Source organism: Collinsella sp. AM15-2, assembly GCF_003471985.1.
Taxonomy (GTDB): Bacteria; Actinomycetota; Coriobacteriia; order Coriobacteriales; family Coriobacteriaceae; genus Collinsella.
On record NZ_QRKO01000031.1, the window covers coordinates 1 to 14,397 of the forward strand.

Annotated in this window: 11 protein-coding genes; 1 reads left to right on the forward strand and 10 read right to left on the reverse strand. The window is 62.8% G+C overall.

Annotation, left to right across the window (positions count from 1 at the left end):
- Nucleotides 1-271 precede the first annotated feature (271 nt).
- The 10 genes from DW171_RS09520 to DW171_RS09565 form a co-directional block, all read right to left on the reverse strand.
- Nucleotides 272-1,702 carry a 6-phospho-beta-glucosidase gene (locus DW171_RS09520; protein WP_118271065.1) on the reverse strand — a complete coding sequence of 477 codons (1,431 nt, stop codon included), beginning with the start codon at nt 1,700-1,702 and terminating at the stop codon, nt 272-274.
- Between the two features lie 345 nt (nt 1,703-2,047).
- On the reverse strand, nt 2,048-2,692 hold the full coding sequence (locus DW171_RS09525) for a DUF4867 family protein (RefSeq protein WP_118271066.1): 645 nt from the start codon (nt 2,690-2,692) through the stop codon (nt 2,048-2,050).
- A gap of 144 nt (nt 2,693-2,836) precedes the next feature.
- A complete protein-coding gene (locus DW171_RS09530; protein ID WP_117770240.1) occupies nt 2,837-3,325 on the reverse strand; it encodes an S-ribosylhomocysteine lyase in 489 nt (162 codons plus the stop codon).
- Between the two features lie 135 nt (nt 3,326-3,460).
- A complete protein-coding gene (locus DW171_RS09535) occupies nt 3,461-4,951 on the reverse strand; it encodes a glycerol kinase GlpK (RefSeq protein WP_117839927.1) in 1,491 nt (496 codons plus the stop codon).
- A gap of 142 nt (nt 4,952-5,093) precedes the next feature.
- The gene (locus DW171_RS09540; RefSeq protein ID WP_118271067.1) at nt 5,094-6,035 is read right to left on the reverse strand and encodes a transketolase family protein; all 942 of its coding nucleotides are present in this window, start codon (nt 6,033-6,035) and stop codon (nt 5,094-5,096) included.
- On the reverse strand, nt 6,028-6,864 hold the full coding sequence (locus tag DW171_RS09545) for a transketolase (protein WP_197736868.1): 837 nt from the start codon (nt 6,862-6,864) through the stop codon (nt 6,028-6,030). The genes DW171_RS09540 and DW171_RS09545 overlap by 8 nt, the downstream gene beginning before the upstream one ends.
- 2 nt (nt 6,865-6,866) lie before the next feature.
- Nucleotides 6,867-8,267: an L-fucose/L-arabinose isomerase family protein gene (locus DW171_RS09550; RefSeq protein WP_117564516.1), complete on the reverse strand. Its 1,401-nt coding sequence runs from the start codon at nt 8,265-8,267 to the stop codon at nt 6,867-6,869.
- A gap of 257 nt (nt 8,268-8,524) precedes the next feature.
- Nucleotides 8,525-9,535, reverse strand: a complete 1,011-nt coding sequence (locus tag DW171_RS09555; protein WP_055252157.1) for a LacI family DNA-binding transcriptional regulator — start codon at nt 9,533-9,535, stop codon at nt 8,525-8,527.
- A gap of 227 nt (nt 9,536-9,762) precedes the next feature.
- Nucleotides 9,763-10,737: a nucleoside hydrolase gene (locus DW171_RS09560; RefSeq protein ID WP_118271068.1), complete on the reverse strand. Its 975-nt coding sequence runs from the start codon at nt 10,735-10,737 to the stop codon at nt 9,763-9,765.
- 30 nt (nt 10,738-10,767) lie between these two features.
- Nucleotides 10,768-11,730, reverse strand: coding sequence for a ribokinase (locus DW171_RS09565; RefSeq protein WP_118271069.1), 963 nt, complete (start codon nt 11,728-11,730; stop codon nt 10,768-10,770).
- Nucleotides 11,731-11,915: 185 nt separating this feature from the next.
- Between DW171_RS09565 and DW171_RS09570 the strand changes: the two genes are divergently transcribed.
- Entirely contained in the window at nt 11,916-14,159 is a 2,244-nt protein-coding gene (locus tag DW171_RS09570; protein ID WP_118271070.1) for an acyltransferase family protein, read from the forward strand.
- Nucleotides 14,160-14,397 lie beyond the last annotated feature (238 nt).

Genomic DNA, 14,397 nt, shown 5'->3' on the forward strand with positions numbered 1-14,397 from the left:
AGTAGCGTCGAAGGTTGACAAAACTATAGGAACACCCAATGACTAAGACAAAACGAGCGAGGATTTTTGGACGCCCAAATGGCGAGAGTGGATAATCTCCCACTTTGAGCCCACAAACAGGCTAAAAACGGGAGATTATCCACTCTCATTCTGCGGGCACTCATTTAAGTACGTCCCCAATGAGTGCTTTCACTTCTTTTAACAAAACGCCCGGCGGGCATTAACTGCTCGCCGGGCGTTTTGGTTAGGAGGCTATGGTTGTTGGGAAGCCTTAGGCCAGGTCCTCGCCGTTCGTCTCGATGACGTGTTTGTACCAGTCGAAGCTCTTCTTTTTGGAACGCTTGAGGGTTCCGTTGCCCGCATCATCGCGGTCGACATAGATAAAGCCGTAGCGCTTGGACATCTCGCCCGTGCCGGCAGACACCAGGTCGATCGGGCCCCAGGTGGTGTAGCCCAGCAGGTCAACGCCGTCCTCGGTCACCGCATCGCGCATCGCGGCGATATGCTGGCGCAGGTAGTCGATACGGTAGTCGTCGTTGATGGAGCCATCCTCCTCGACAACATCCTTGGCGCCCAGACCGTTCTCGACCACAAACAGCGGCTTCTGATAACGGTCGTACAGGTCGTTGAGGGTGATGCGGAAGCCCAGCGGATCGATGGCCCAGCCCCACTGGCTCTCCTGCAGGTAGGGGTTCTTGGCGCCGGCGAAGGCGTTGCCCTGGGTGCGCTCGACATCGGGGTTATCGGCACCGGCGGAGCAACGGGTGCTGTAATAGCTAAAGCTGATGAAGTCGACGGTGTTGGCGGCCAGGATCTCGCGGTCCTCATCCGTCATGCCCACATCGATGCCCAAACGCTCGAGCTTCTTGACGGCATAGGCCGGGTAGTAGCCGCGGCTCTGAACGTCGACGAAGAAATAGTTGCTCTGGTTGTCAATCTGCGCCTGGCGCACATCGCCCGGACGGCAGCTGTAGGGGTAGTAGCTACCTGCGGCAAGCATGCAACCGATCTTGACCTCAGGGTCGATCTCGTGAGCGATCTTGGTTGCCCAAGCGCTGGCGACGAGCTCGTTGTGGGCGGCCAGGTACTCGACGGTCTCCTTGTTCTCGCCCTCCTCAAAGACCAGACCGGCACCCATAAACGGCAGGTGCAAGATCATATTGATCTCGTTGAAGGTAAGCCAGTACTTTACCAGGCCCTTGTAGCGGGTGAAGATCGTGGCCGCGAGGTTCTTGTAGAAGTCGATGAGCTTGCGGTTGCGCCAGCCGCCGTACTCCTTGATGAGGTGAATCGGGCAGTCGAAGTGCGTGATGGTCACGAGCGGCTCAATGCCGTGCGCCTGACACTCGCGGAACACGTCCTCGTAGAAGGCCAGGCCGGCCTCGTTGGGCTCAGTCTCGTCGCCGTTGGGGAAGATGCGGGTCCAGGCCAGGCTCATGCGGAAGGTCTTAAAGCCCATCTCGGCAAAGAGGGCGATGTCCTCCTTGTAGTGGTGATAGAAATCGATGCCGGTCTGCGCGGGGTAGTAATAGCCGTCCTCGAAGTCGAGCATCTTGCGCTGGCCGGAGACCACCGCATAGCGCTCGGGGCCGTGCGGCGCCACGTCCACGTTGGCCAGGCCGCGGCCATCCACGTCGTAAGCGCCCTCGCACTGGTTGGCAGCCGTCGCGCCGCCCCACAGGAAGTCTTTACGGAAAGCCATGCATCAATCCTTTCACACGCTGTTTGTCGTGGTTTCAGTATCCCCGTAAGCAGCGCGCTACTCAACGGCAACGACGCAGGCCGACACTTCTTTTCGCACACGGCGGCCCGGCAGCCGCCCCTGCCTGACACTTTCTGATACCGCCGCCCCAAACCACCACAAAGAGGACAGGCACCTTTGTGGTGGTTTGGGGCGGTTTGTCTCGATCTGTAACAGGTAGGCAGCCAAAACCGGGCTTGGTGTTACAGATCGAGATTTTCGGGCAGCCCCCCCGCAGTTTGTCTAAATCTGTAACAGGTAGAGACGATTTAGCCCGCTAGATGTTACAAATCGAGACGGAAGATGCTAGTCACAGGCGATGTCGAGGTTCTTGCCGACGAGGCCCACGTAGCCGCCCTCGGCAGCCTTGGGACTATCTGCGTGGCAGAGAACCCACTTGTCGGCCTTCCAGTAGCAGTAGCTGTCACCGGCGGCAGGCATGTCGGCTGCGGCCTCGGGGCGCGGGCCATTGGTGCCCGCCGGCAGCGCCACCATCACCTGGAAGCCGCCGTCGTCGACCATGCAGGGCGTGTAGTGGAGCGTGGTGTTGAAGACTTCGACGACCGTACCCGCCGGCACGCGGAACGCCTTGACGCACGCGGTGTCGAGCTTGCCGTCCTCGATCTCCCAGCGATGCGCCACGAGCAGGATAAAGTCGCGAGCGCCCAGGTTAAACTCGCTGGCGCGGTGATACTCCAGGCAGTTGAGCTGCGTGTTGTGGCCGTTGCACCAGCCGAGCTGGAAGGGGCGGCCGCCAAACATGAGAAAGCCCAGTTTATCGGCACCCTTGACGCTCTCGAGCTCCGGCGCGCTTGCTACGTACTTGCTGCCTTCGGGGATGGGCGTGGCAGAGAGCGCCTCGAGCACGAGCAACGTGAGCTCGGACGGAACGTCATCCCAAACGTTGCCATAGGATTTGAACTCGGGATCGTTGACAGAATAGATGTGCATGTTCGCTCCTGTTCGTAAATGTGACTATACGAACATTCTAGAACAAACATGAGCGATTTTGAACGCTCGTCCCGACCACTCAACAAAAAGGCGCCCCCGCATAAGCGAAGGCGCCCAATGCGCGCGCTTTGGGCGATAAAGCCCTTACGCCTGCTGATAATGCAGGTGCTTCTCATCGATATCGGCCAGGTCGCGGTCGAGATAGCGACGCGCGAGCCAGTTTGCCATGGGGAGGTTCTGGTCCAGATAGTTACCGCACTCCTCGGGAGCGGCACCGGGGACATCGCCCTCAAAGCCGGCGACAAACTCGAACAGCTCACGCACGAGCGGCAGGATCTCCTCGCTCGTCACCTCGCCAAACACGACGAGGTAAAAGCCCGTGCGGCAGCCCATGGGACCAAAGTAGACAATGCGGCTCGACCACTCGGCATGGTTGCGAAGGAACGTCGCGCCCAGGTGCTCGATGGTGTGGCACTCGGCCGTGTTCATGACCGGCTCCTTGTTGGGCGTGGTCAGGCGCAGATCAAAGGTGGTGACGGCGGCGCCGGTCGCCGGATCGCGGTCGATGCGGCTCACATACACGCCGGGCTCGAGCAGCAGATGGTCAACGGAAAAACTCGCGATACGCTCCATGGCAGTTCCTCTCGGTAGTCAATTTAGGACGGGGCTCTTTTAGCTGGTTCGAATGATCGCACCAATCATACCAGTCAAAAAAGCCCCGTCCCAAATGAGCTACCCGGGAATAGCCTGCGGGCGCCGCGCAGCCGCCTAGGCAGTGTAGGCGATGGTCGCGTCGACGGCGTGACGCCAGCCGGCGATCTTTTTGGCTCGCTCGTCGGCAGGCATGGCAGGCTCCACGATGCCGCGGGCGCCGTAGACGTCAACGACATCGCGCGTGTACATGCCCAGCGCAATGCCGCAGGCCCAAGCCGCACCCAGACCGCTCATCTCGTCGTTGCTCGCAATGCGGATGGGCGAGCCGACCAGGTCGCTCTCAAACTGCATCAGGTACGCGTCGCGCGTGGGACCGCCGTCAACACGAAGCTCGGCCAGTGCCGCGCCCGAATCCTCGACCATCGCATCGATCACGTCGAAGATCTGATAGGCGATCGACTCGTCGGCGGCCTTTACGAACTCCGCACGGCCCGTGGTGCGCGTCATGCCAAAGACGCAGCCCTCGGCATCGCTCGCCCAGTGCGGCGCGCCCAGGCCAGTGAACGCCGGCACAAAGTAGACGCGGCTCGCCGGATTGGCGGCGTAGCACAGGTCGGTGACTTCCTCGGGATTGTTGATGAGCTCCAGGTCGTCGCGCAGCCACGTCTTGACGGCGCCGGCGTAGCTCACGTTGCCCTCGAGAACATACTCGGTCACACCGTCCATACGCCACGCAAGCGAGCTCGAAAGCCCGTGCGAGCTGGCGACAAACTCGTCGCCGACGTTCATCATGACCGAGCTGCCGGTGCCATAGGTCGCCTTGGCCATGCCGCGGCTATGGCAGCCCTGGGCAAACAAGGCGGCATGGCTGTCGCCGAGCACGCCGTGGATGGGCACGGGCGCCGGCAAAAAGCCGCCCAGGTCCGTTGTACCGAACAGGCCATCGGAATCGGTCACCTGCGGCAGGCACGCCGGATTGACACCAAAGGCCTCGCACACCGGCTCGCTCCAGCAGCCACGGCGCAGGTCAAAAAGCTGCGTGCGGCTGGCATTGGACCAGTCGCAGCGGAACTCCGCGCCGCCCGTGAGCGTCCAGACCACCCAGGCATCGATGGTGCCCAGGCACAGCTCGCCCGCCGCCGCGGCCTCGGCAGCCGCGGGAACGTTCGCGAGGATCCAGGCCATCTTGCCCGCCGGATAGTAGGGCGAGAGCACCAGACCCGTCGTGTCACGCACCAGCTCGGCCACGCCTTCGCGCGCAGCCAGCTCGTCGCACAGCTCGCGGGCGCGGGCGCACTGCCACACCACGGCATCGCACAGCGGCTCGCCCGTCGTGCGGCTCCAGGCAACGGTGGTCTCGCGCTGGTTGGAAATGCCAACGCCGGCGATGTCTGCCGGATCGACCCCGGTCTCCTCCACCACGGTGCGTGCCACAGCCAGCACGTTGGCGGCGATCTCGGCCGGGTCGTGGCTCACCCAGCCGGCCTCGTTGACAATCTGGCGATGTGAGCGGTCGGCGCGATGGATCAGATGGCCGCCCTCGTCCACCAGCAGCGCCTTAGTACCCTGTGTGGACTGATCGATTCCGATGATGTATTTGCTCATGTACTCTCCTGTCTCCCCCGTCGATTCAAAACTAAAACCCGACGGACAAGGAGCGAGTGGCCGACCGGCTCATGAGAGCGCAGCCGGCCTGCTCAGAATTCAACCTAAAAGGATTGGTGCAAACCTGTCCCCGATGCACCAATTACTCTGCGGGAAGGACCTCGGCGACCGTCTTGGCGATTCCCTCGCCCGTCAGGCCGTAGTGCGCGAAGACCTCGGGGCTCGTGCCGGTGATGACCGGCGCATCGGGCAGGGAGAGGCACTTGACCGGACGCGGGCAGTGCTCACCCACGACCCGCGCGACCATGGAACCCAGGCCGCCGAAGGGACTGTGCTCCTCGACGGTCACGACGGCGCGCGTGGCACCGGCGGCCTCGATCACGGCCTCGGCATCGAGCGGTTTGACGCAGTACATATCGAGCACCGTCGCCGAGATGCCCTGCTCGGCCAGCAGATCGGCGGCGTCCACGGCGTGGCGGACCATCTCACCGGTAGCGACGATCGTCACATCGGTGCCGCGGCGCACCCAGGTGGCGCGATCCATCTGGAACGGGCACTCGTCCTCAGTGTACACGTCCTCCACCGGGTTGCGGCCCACGCGGATGTAGGCCGGCTTGTTGTCGGCGACCAGGGCACGCACGAGCTCGGCGGTCTGGAAGCGATCGCTCGGCAGATACACGCGCATGTTGGGAATCGCGCTCATGGCGGCGATATCCTGCGCGGAGTGATGGCTCATGCCTAAGGCGCCGTAGGACACGCCGCCCGAGATGCCGATGAGCTTGACGTTGGTGTTGGAGTACGAAACGTCGACCTTGCACTGTTCATACGAGCGCGTGGTCACAAAGGACGCCGGCGAGGCGGCCCAGGCCTTCTTGCCGCACGAGGCCATGCCGGCGGCGATGCTCACCAGGTCCTGCTCGGCAATGCCGACCTCAACGGACTGCTGGGGATACTGGTCAAAGAACGGCGTGAGCGATGCAGAGCCGCGGGAGTCGGAGCACAGGACGACGATGTCTTTATCGGTTGCGGCGGCCTCGAGCAGCGTGTCGCAGATAGCCTTGCGGTTGGCGATCTTGTTAGCCATTGATGGCCTCCTTATGGGCAGCGAAATCGGCGATGATCTGGGCATATTCCTCATCGTTGGGCAGGTGATGATGCCAGGCGGCCTTGTCCTCCATAACCGGCGAGCCGTAGCCCTTCACTGTGTTGAGGATGATGACCGTGGGCTTACCCTTGGTCTCGGCGGCCAGCGTCAGCGCGGCGTCGATGGCCTGGACGTCGTTGCCCGGAATGGACAGCACGTTCCAACCGAAGGCGGCCCAGCGCTCCTCCTGCGAATCCTGCTTCATGACGTCCTCGGTGCTGCCGCTGATCTGCAGGCGGTTGCGGTCCACGAGCGCGCACAGGTTATCGAGCTGGTAGTTGCCGCCGCTCATGGCGCCCTCCCAGACCGAGCCCTCGGCAAGCTCGCCGTCGCCCATGATGGTGTAGACGCGGTAGTCGCGGCCATCCATCTTGCCGGCAAGCGCCATCCCGACGGCCACGGGCAGGCCATGACCCAGCGAGCCCGAGTTCATCTCGATGCCCTTGAGCTTGTTGTTGGGGTGGCCGATGTAGGGGCTGCCGAACTTAGAGAAGCGGGCCTTGACGTCGTCGAGGTCCAGATAGCCCTCGTGGCAGAGCACCGCGTAGTAGGCCTCCATGGCGTGGCCCTTGGAGAGTACGAAGCGATCGCGGTTGGGATCGTCGACGGTCTCGGGAGAAATGTTGAGGTGGTTGGCATAGAGGGTCATCAGCGCATCGATGACCGACATGTCGCCGCCGATGTGCCCGCCAGCGCCAGCCATGATGATATCGACGCAATCGCGTCGAAGGTCCCAACGCAGGGACTCAAGCTCTTCGATAGTTGCCATTTCTACTCTCCTCGCAGGTAAGCTTTGACGTCTTCTTCGATGGGGTCGTACAGGTCGGGGACAATGCCGATGTACTTGCACGCCTCGTAGAGCACCGGCACCACGTTGGCGTGAATGGCGACGCAGTGGTGGATGTAGGGACCCTCGACGATCTTGGCCTCGAGGCGCTTGAGGTTGTCGACCTCGACCCACAGGTAGGTGCCCATGCCGGCCGGGCCGTCGATGCCGCGGGCGTTGCCCAGCAGCAGCGAGTACTCGCCGTTGTCGCCGTCAAAGCGGGCAAGGGTGAGGTCGCCGTGCTTGGCCTCGGCCGTCAGCGCGCCGGGGTGATCGAAGGCCAGCGGATAGGTGAGCTTGGGCTTGACGGCCGCGCAGCTGCAGGGCCAGGGGCCGCAGTGCTGCAGCAGCTCGCCGTTCTCGTTATCGGGATGACGCACGGTCCAGTCGGCGAACATGCCGCGGTGACGGCCCAGGTCGGCGGCCTCGACCATCAGCGCGGTGATAGCGCCATGGATGTCGGTCTCGCAGACGATGGGGATGCCCATCTCGTTGAGGATTGCGTTGGCGGCGCAGGGCATAATGCCCAACTCGTCCTGCAGGGCGTTCCAGCACTGGATGGCGCCGGCGTTGCAGCCGTACTTCTCGACCAGGCGCTTCATGGCAATGGCGAGTCCTGCGACCGCAGGAACCTTGTCTTCGGGGATGCAGATCTCAAAGCTGTCGTTGATGTGGGCAAGCATGGCGGCCATGGCCTGCTCGTCGGCCTGGGCGTCGCGCACAGCCTGGACAAGTTCGGTCATGGGGATAGGCGAAAGCTGGATGTTGAACTTCTCGAGCAGCTCGCCCTCGTTGCACATGGTCGACCAGAAGTCGAACGGACGGGTGGCCATCTGCAGGATGCGGGTGTGCTTGAAGGTCTTGACCACGTTGCAAACGGCCAAAAAGTCCCAAACGCCGCGCTCGAACTCGGGGTCGGTCAGGCGGCAGTTGGTCATGTAGGTGAAGGGAACCTGGAAGCGGCGCAGGACCTTGCCGGTGGCGAACAGGCCGCACTGGCTATCGCGCAGGCGTGTGCCGTCGGGCTCGGGGCGCTCGTCGCGCGGACCCCACAGCAGTACGGGTAGACCGAGCTCGCGGGCAAGGCGAGCGCAAACGTACTCGGTGCCAAAGTTGGCGTGGCACAGCATAATGCCATCGACGCCCTCGGCGCGGAATTTCTTGACGATGGGCTCGATATGGCTGTCGTCGAACAGCAGGCCCTCTTCATTGATGTCGTCGATATCCACGATGTCGACGCCGATCTCGCGCAGGCGATCAGCCGTCAGGCCGCGATACTTGATTGCGTCCGGCGCGCTAAAGATACTGCGGCGCGTGGGCACAAAGCCGAGCTTGATCTTGTCCATGTACGTCCTCCCCTAATCACATGTTCAGTAAACAGACGCATGTTTCGTTTTGTTCTGTTTACTAAATGTTTTACTCTACTGTTTAGAAGTTTAACGCGAAATACCCGTAGACGGTAGAGAAATCAGCCTAAACGGTATGTAAACAAACTGAACATACAAGGGCATCAAAAAGAGGGCCCAAAGGACCCTCTCTTAGTAGCGTTATGTATGGCTGCCTTAGCGAGCTTTGCCTCCCTACGGCCCAGCGTTGCCTTTGCCTAGATCTCACGCACGCTTTGGCGCTCGACAAAATAGGTCGACACGGCCGTCTTGCAGGTATAGCTCTTGGGATTGCGGATGTTGCCCACCAGGCGGCGCACCGCGATCTCGCCCACCTCGTGCTTGGGAACGTGCACCGTGGTGAGCGGCGGATTGGAGAAGGCGCCCAAAGACAGATCGTCAAAGCCGATGATTGAGACATCCTCGGGGACACGTATGCCGTGCTCGTTCAGCGCGCGCATGGCGCCTACGGCGAGCACGTCGTTTTCGGCAAAGAAAGCCGTCGGCAGGTCGTCGCGCGAGACGCTGTCGAGCCATGCGCCCATGTCGCGATAAGCACCTTCGAGCGTGGTGCCCAATGTGACGCGCCATGTCGGGTTGGCCTCAAGGTCCGCATCCTCAAGCGCTTGGCGATAGCCGCGCTCGCGATCCTTAAAGTTGCGGATGCGAAGGTCGCCTGCCAGATAGCCGATTTGCTTGTGACCCTTCTCGATAAGGTAGTCCACGGCGCGCAGCACCGAGTCGGTGTTGGCAATGACTACGGCATCGAAGTACTGACGATCGCTCCAGCCATCGAGCACGATCAAGTGGGCGGCAGCGTTGGCGAACAAGGCATAGTCTTCCTCACCCAGCTCGGTACCCATCAGCACGATGGCGGCCGACGGGTCGGCGATCAGGCCCTCGACCTGCGGGCGCACGGCGTCCAGGTCGCTAAAGTCGAGCGAGACAAAGCTCGTGCTCATGCCGTGGCGACGCGCCTGGCGCTCCACGCCCTCGATGACCGCGGGGTGGAAGGTGCTCTCGTCCAGGATGGCGCCCGTCTTGCGCGCGAGCACAAACTGGATGCTCTCGAGCTGCGTCGACTGCTGATAGCCGAGCGACTGCGCGCACTCCAGGATGACCTTGGCGGTCTCCTCGCTCACGCTGCGCTTGCGGTTAAGCGCGTTGGACACGGTCGCAGGCGAAAAACCGGTGATGCGGCTGATTTCGCGAACACTTGCTTTGGCCATTGTTCCCCCTAGTAGCGGTCGCGGTCGAGCATCGTGGCCTGACCGCCCCGTGACTCGACAACTAAACGACCGCAAATTCAATCTAAACAGAATAGTAAATGTTTAATAGCTAGTTTAGCCTGTTGTCAAGCGAAGCGACGCGACTATTCCCCCAACGGGCACATTTGCTCGGTAGCTAAAAAAGCCCCGTCCCAAATTGACTACTTGGGGCGGGGCGTGAAAAACATTTAGCCCAGGACGCGGGCCATACGCGCCTTGAACTCGGACAGGAAGCGTGGGGCGTCCACGGTGAGCGCCACGAGCGCGCTCTTATCTGGATCGGACAGACGGTGCTCGTCGCAGATGGTGCGGCCGCGATACTCGCCCAGTAGGTCGACGCGCAGGTTACAGCCGAGTGCGCCCACGAGCGTGGGGTCAATCGCCACGGCGACGGCAAGCGGATCGTGCAGCGCGCAGCCACCCAGGTAGGGGGCGTTCATCTCGTACGAGCTAATGTAGTGCTCCACCATGCTCGCAAATGCGCAGCCCGCCATGGTGCCCGAGCCCGTCCAGCCGGCAATGTCGCGACGCGTGAGCACCACGCGATGCGTCACATCCAGACCCACCATAGTGAGCTTGCGGCCCGAACGCAGCACGGCATCGGCCGCCTCGGGATCACTTGCCATGTTGGCCTCGGCGCCCGCGCTCACGTTTCCGGGCACGGTGAGCGCACCGCCCATCACGACCACGCGGCCGATAGACATTATCGCCGCCGCATCGCGCTCCAGGGCAAGTGCCAGGTTGGAGAGCGGACCGGTCGCCACGTAGATCAGATCGGGGCCATAAGTGCGCGCGGCATCAATCAGGTAATCGACCGCCGCGTTACCGTCGGCCGACGTCGCCCCCACCGGCTCGTATGGCGACGCGGGCACGCTCGCCCCGCCAATGCCGTTCTTGCCGTGAATGAGCGTGGTGGACGCCGGCGGTGTATAGGGCTCAGTCGCCTTAATGGGGCGATCGGCGCCCAGGTACACCGGAACCTCGGGGCGACCCAGCAGATCGAGCACCGCCAGGCAGTTGTGCGCCGATTGCTCGACGCGCACGTTGCCAAAGCACGTGGTGATGCCCACGAGCTCCACCTCGGGGCTCGCGATGGCATAGGCCAGCGCCATCGCATCGTCCACACCCATATCCAGATCAAGGATCAGCTTCTTGGTTGCCATTGTTCTACTCCGCTTCTCCGTCTTTATCGTTTAACCAAACCAATGTTCAACTTCGGCACGCGTGGGAATCGATTGCTGAGCGCCCAGGCGCGACACCGTCACCGCCGAGGCGCGAGCACCCGCGGCCATGCACTCAAAGAGCGGCAAGCCCTCTAGGCGAGCCGCCGCCAACGCGCCGATAAACGTATCGCCGGCCGCCGTGGTGTCGACCACCGAGCTCGAAAGCGCCGGCATGCGCAGCAGCTCGCCGTCATCACCGAGCGTAACCGAGCCGGCACCGCCCAGCGTAATGACCGCGGCGCCAGCGCCTTTGCCGAGCAGGGCATTAAGCGCTTCGACACAACTCGCGTCATCTGCGGGCAGAATGCCCGTCAACGCCTGGCATTCGGTCTCGTTGGGGCAGACCAGGTCGACTGCGGGCCACGCACCCGCCGGCAGGGCGCAGGCCGGTGCGGGGTTAAAGACCGTATAGAACCCCAGCCTGTGGGCGCAAGAGAGCGCTGCGGCCGTCGCCGCAAGGTCACATTCGCCCTGGGCGATAAAGACGCTTCCGGCAGCCGGGGCAATCTCTCTGGCGCCTCCGTCGAGCCCATCGGCCACCAGGCGCCTCAGCGCACAGGCCACATCATCGCCTGCAAGCGCATGGTTGGCACCCGGCGACAGCACGATGCGGTTGTCGCTCTCACAGCGAATGATGGTCGCCGTGCCCGTCTCCACGTCGTCGCGCCGCGCCACGAACTCAACGCCCACGCCGGCATCCTGAAGCCCCGCCACCAGCGCATCGCCAAACGCATCGCGCCCGACCGCGCCGATCATGCACGTGTGCGCACCCATGCGCGCGGCGGCGACGGCCTGGTTAGCGCCCTTGCCACCAGCATTGGTGATAAAACCGCCGCCACCGACGGTCTCGCCCGCGCGCGGCATGCGCTCGCACGCCACCGAAAGGTCCATGTTCATACTGCCGAACACCGCAACAATGCCGTTGTCTGCCATGGAAACCTCCTCGTCTGCAGGCCTTACGCCCACCGTCGGCGTCGATCGCGCGCTCTCGCACCCCTATAACTTTAGTTCACTTTGATGTGAACGCACCCTTGAGGTTGCGCCAGCAGCAAGCATTCACAGGAGCAGGCAGCTACAATGAATATGTGCCGATTATTCTCGTCATTGGATGATGTTTTATGGAGCAATTCCCACAATCGAGCCCACGCGGCCCGCGCCGCGCGCCTGATAACCAGGCGCCGCACGAACGCCCGCACGCCGACCGCCGCACCGGCGAGTCGCGACGCGGCCCGAGCCCGCATCGAACGCCCACCAACAAGGGTGCCTATGCAGCCAAGACCAACACCGGCGCCACACGCTCGTCCGCTACCGACCAGCAGGCGACCGCTCGCCCCAAATCTCGCTACATTCCTGCGCTCGACGGTCTGCGTACGCTCGCCGTCGTCGCGGTGGCGCTCTATCACCTCAACCTCACGTGGGCTCAGGGCGGCCTGCTCGGCGTCACGATCTTCTTTGTGCTTTCGGGCTATCTGATCACGCGCTTGCTGCTCAACGAAGTCGCTAGGACCGGCCGCATCGACCTTAAGAGCTTCTGGATTCGCCGCATCCGTCGCCTGGTCCCTGCCGTGGTAACGGTAGTGTTCGTGACCTGCGCGCTGTGCACCATCTTTAACCACGTGATGCTCACCAAGATGCGCCCCGACATCCTACCGTCGCTGCTGTTCTTCAACAACTGGTGGCAGATTGCCCAAAACGTCTCGTACTTCAATGCCCTGGGCGACCCCTCGCCGCTCACGCACTTTTGGTCGCTTGCCATCGAGGAACAGTTCTACCTGATTTGGCCGCCACTGCTGTTTGCCATGGTATCCATGCATGTGAGCAAGCCCAACACGCGCCGCGTGGTTCTGGGCCTTGCCGCGGCATCTGCCCTCGCCATGATGGTGCTTTACAACCCTGCCGCCGACCCCAGCCGCGTGTACTACGGCACCGACACCCGCGTGTTCTCGCTGCTGCTGGGCGCCTGGATGGCCTTTATCCCCGATCGCGACCTGGCGCCGGTGCGTCTCGCACATCGTTTGGGGCTCAATCGCCTGGCTGGCGCCGCCAAGCACGGCAAGAACGCCGAGGGCAAGTCTGGCGAGAAGGCCGACGAAGCAGCCGAGACCGCTCCGGCACAGCCGAGCGCCCTCGTGCGCTTTTGGTCCTCGCCCGCATCCATCGATGTGTTGGGCGTCGTGGGTCTGGTTGGCCTTGCCGCCATGGTCGCGCTCACCAACGGCTACACCGCGTTCCAGTATCGCGGCGGCACGCTGTTATGCTCCATCCTCACGCTCATGGTTATTGCGGCATGCGTGCAGCCCCAGGGAATGGTTGCCCGCGCGCTGTCAGCCGAGCCGCTCGTGTGGGTCGGCAAGCGCTCGTACAGCATCTACCTGTGGCACTATCCGCTGCTGTTGCTCATGAACCCGGTCGCCAACATCAACGATACGCCCTGGTGGCAGTACATTTTGCAGGTGCTGCTGGTGGTCGCCGTAGCCGAGTGCTCCTATCGCTTTATCGAAACGCCGTTTAGGAAGGGCGCCTTCGGCCGCACCGTCGCCGAATTCCGCGATGGCACCACCACGCCCGCCAACTGGGCTCGCGCGCACGTCCCTGTCTGCGCGGCCTGCGCTGTCGTGTTGGTCGTTGCACTGGGCGGCCTGATTTTTGTGCCCGAGACGTCTGCGCTGAGCGGCGAGGGCGCCGAAGTTCTGAACAAGGAAGCCAAAAACACCGCGCCCACCGACCAGCAGGCGGCCGACGACACCGACAAGGACAACGACGGCTTCCCCGATGGCTCCTACGACCTGTTGATGATCGGTGACTCCGTGTCGCTGCGCGCCGTTGATTCCTTTGACGGCGTGTTCCCGCACAGCCATATCGATGCCGAAAAGGGCCGCCAGTTTGATGCTGGCCGCGCGACATTTGAGGGCTATATCCAGCAGAACCTTGCCGGCAAGATCGTGGTCTTTGCCCTGGGCACCAACGGTTTGGTAACGGACGCCCAGGTCGACGCGATCATGGCCGACGCCGGCGAGCAGCGCATTGTCGTGTTTGTAAACACGCGTAGCCCGCAGCCGTGGGTCGGGTCCACGAACCAGGCCATCGCCAACGCCGCCACGCGCTACAAGAATGTACGCGTTGTCGACTGGTACGGGTACAGCGCCAACCGCAACGACCTGTTCGACGGCGACGGCACGCACCTGTCGACCACCGGCGTGACCGAATACCTCAACCTGATCCACGATGCGGTCAAGAAAGACCTGCCCGTGCACCCCGAGGACCACGTCAACGATCCGCAGCCGGCAGCCGTCAAATCCGCCGCCGACGCACTCGTCAATGCCCTCGCCTACAAACCACACAAGCTGGGCACCGACAAGTAACACGCGGCCAAATCTGCTTCCACCCGCAGGGGGCGTCGGCCGTGGCCGACGCCCCCTGCGGCAGTTAGGGACGCTCCTTTTGCACCGGCACCTTGAGGCACTTCTGGCGCAGCCAATGAAGACCTCTAGAGATGAATTTCAAGCCGCTCCGCCGCTCCAGGCATCGTTTCCGCGCCTCGCGCCTGCCCCAAACGGTAGCGCGCAGAGATGTGGTGTAAGAGGCGGGGAATGCCCCGCC

What these genes read in the sequence shown, in the direction of transcription:
- DW171_RS09520 (WP_118271065.1), bottom strand. Translation starts at nt 1,702, where the DNA reads ATGGCTTTCCGTAAAGACTTCCTGTGGGGCGGCGCGACGGCTGCCAAC.
- DW171_RS09525 (WP_118271066.1), bottom strand. Translation starts at nt 2,692, where the DNA reads ATGCACATCTATTCTGTCAACGATCCCGAGTTCAAATCCTATGGCAAC.
- DW171_RS09530 (WP_117770240.1), bottom strand. Translation starts at nt 3,325, where the DNA reads ATGGAGCGTATCGCGAGTTTTTCCGTTGACCATCTGCTGCTCGAGCCC.
- DW171_RS09535 (WP_117839927.1), bottom strand. Translation starts at nt 4,951, where the DNA reads ATGAGCAAATACATCATCGGAATCGATCAGTCCACACAGGGTACTAAG.
- DW171_RS09540 (WP_118271067.1), bottom strand. Translation starts at nt 6,035, where the DNA reads ATGGCTAACAAGATCGCCAACCGCAAGGCTATCTGCGACACGCTGCTC.
- DW171_RS09545 (WP_197736868.1), bottom strand. Translation starts at nt 6,864, where the DNA reads ATGGCAACTATCGAAGAGCTTGAGTCCCTGCGTTGGGACCTTCGACGC.
- DW171_RS09550 (WP_117564516.1), bottom strand. Translation starts at nt 8,267, where the DNA reads ATGGACAAGATCAAGCTCGGCTTTGTGCCCACGCGCCGCAGTATCTTT.
- DW171_RS09555 (WP_055252157.1), bottom strand. Translation starts at nt 9,535, where the DNA reads ATGGCCAAAGCAAGTGTTCGCGAAATCAGCCGCATCACCGGTTTTTCG.
- DW171_RS09560 (WP_118271068.1), bottom strand. Translation starts at nt 10,737, where the DNA reads ATGGCAACCAAGAAGCTGATCCTTGATCTGGATATGGGTGTGGACGAT.
- DW171_RS09565 (WP_118271069.1), bottom strand. Translation starts at nt 11,730, where the DNA reads ATGGCAGACAACGGCATTGTTGCGGTGTTCGGCAGTATGAACATGGAC.
- DW171_RS09570 (WP_118271070.1), top strand. Translation starts at nt 11,916, where the DNA reads ATGGAGCAATTCCCACAATCGAGCCCACGCGGCCCGCGCCGCGCGCCT.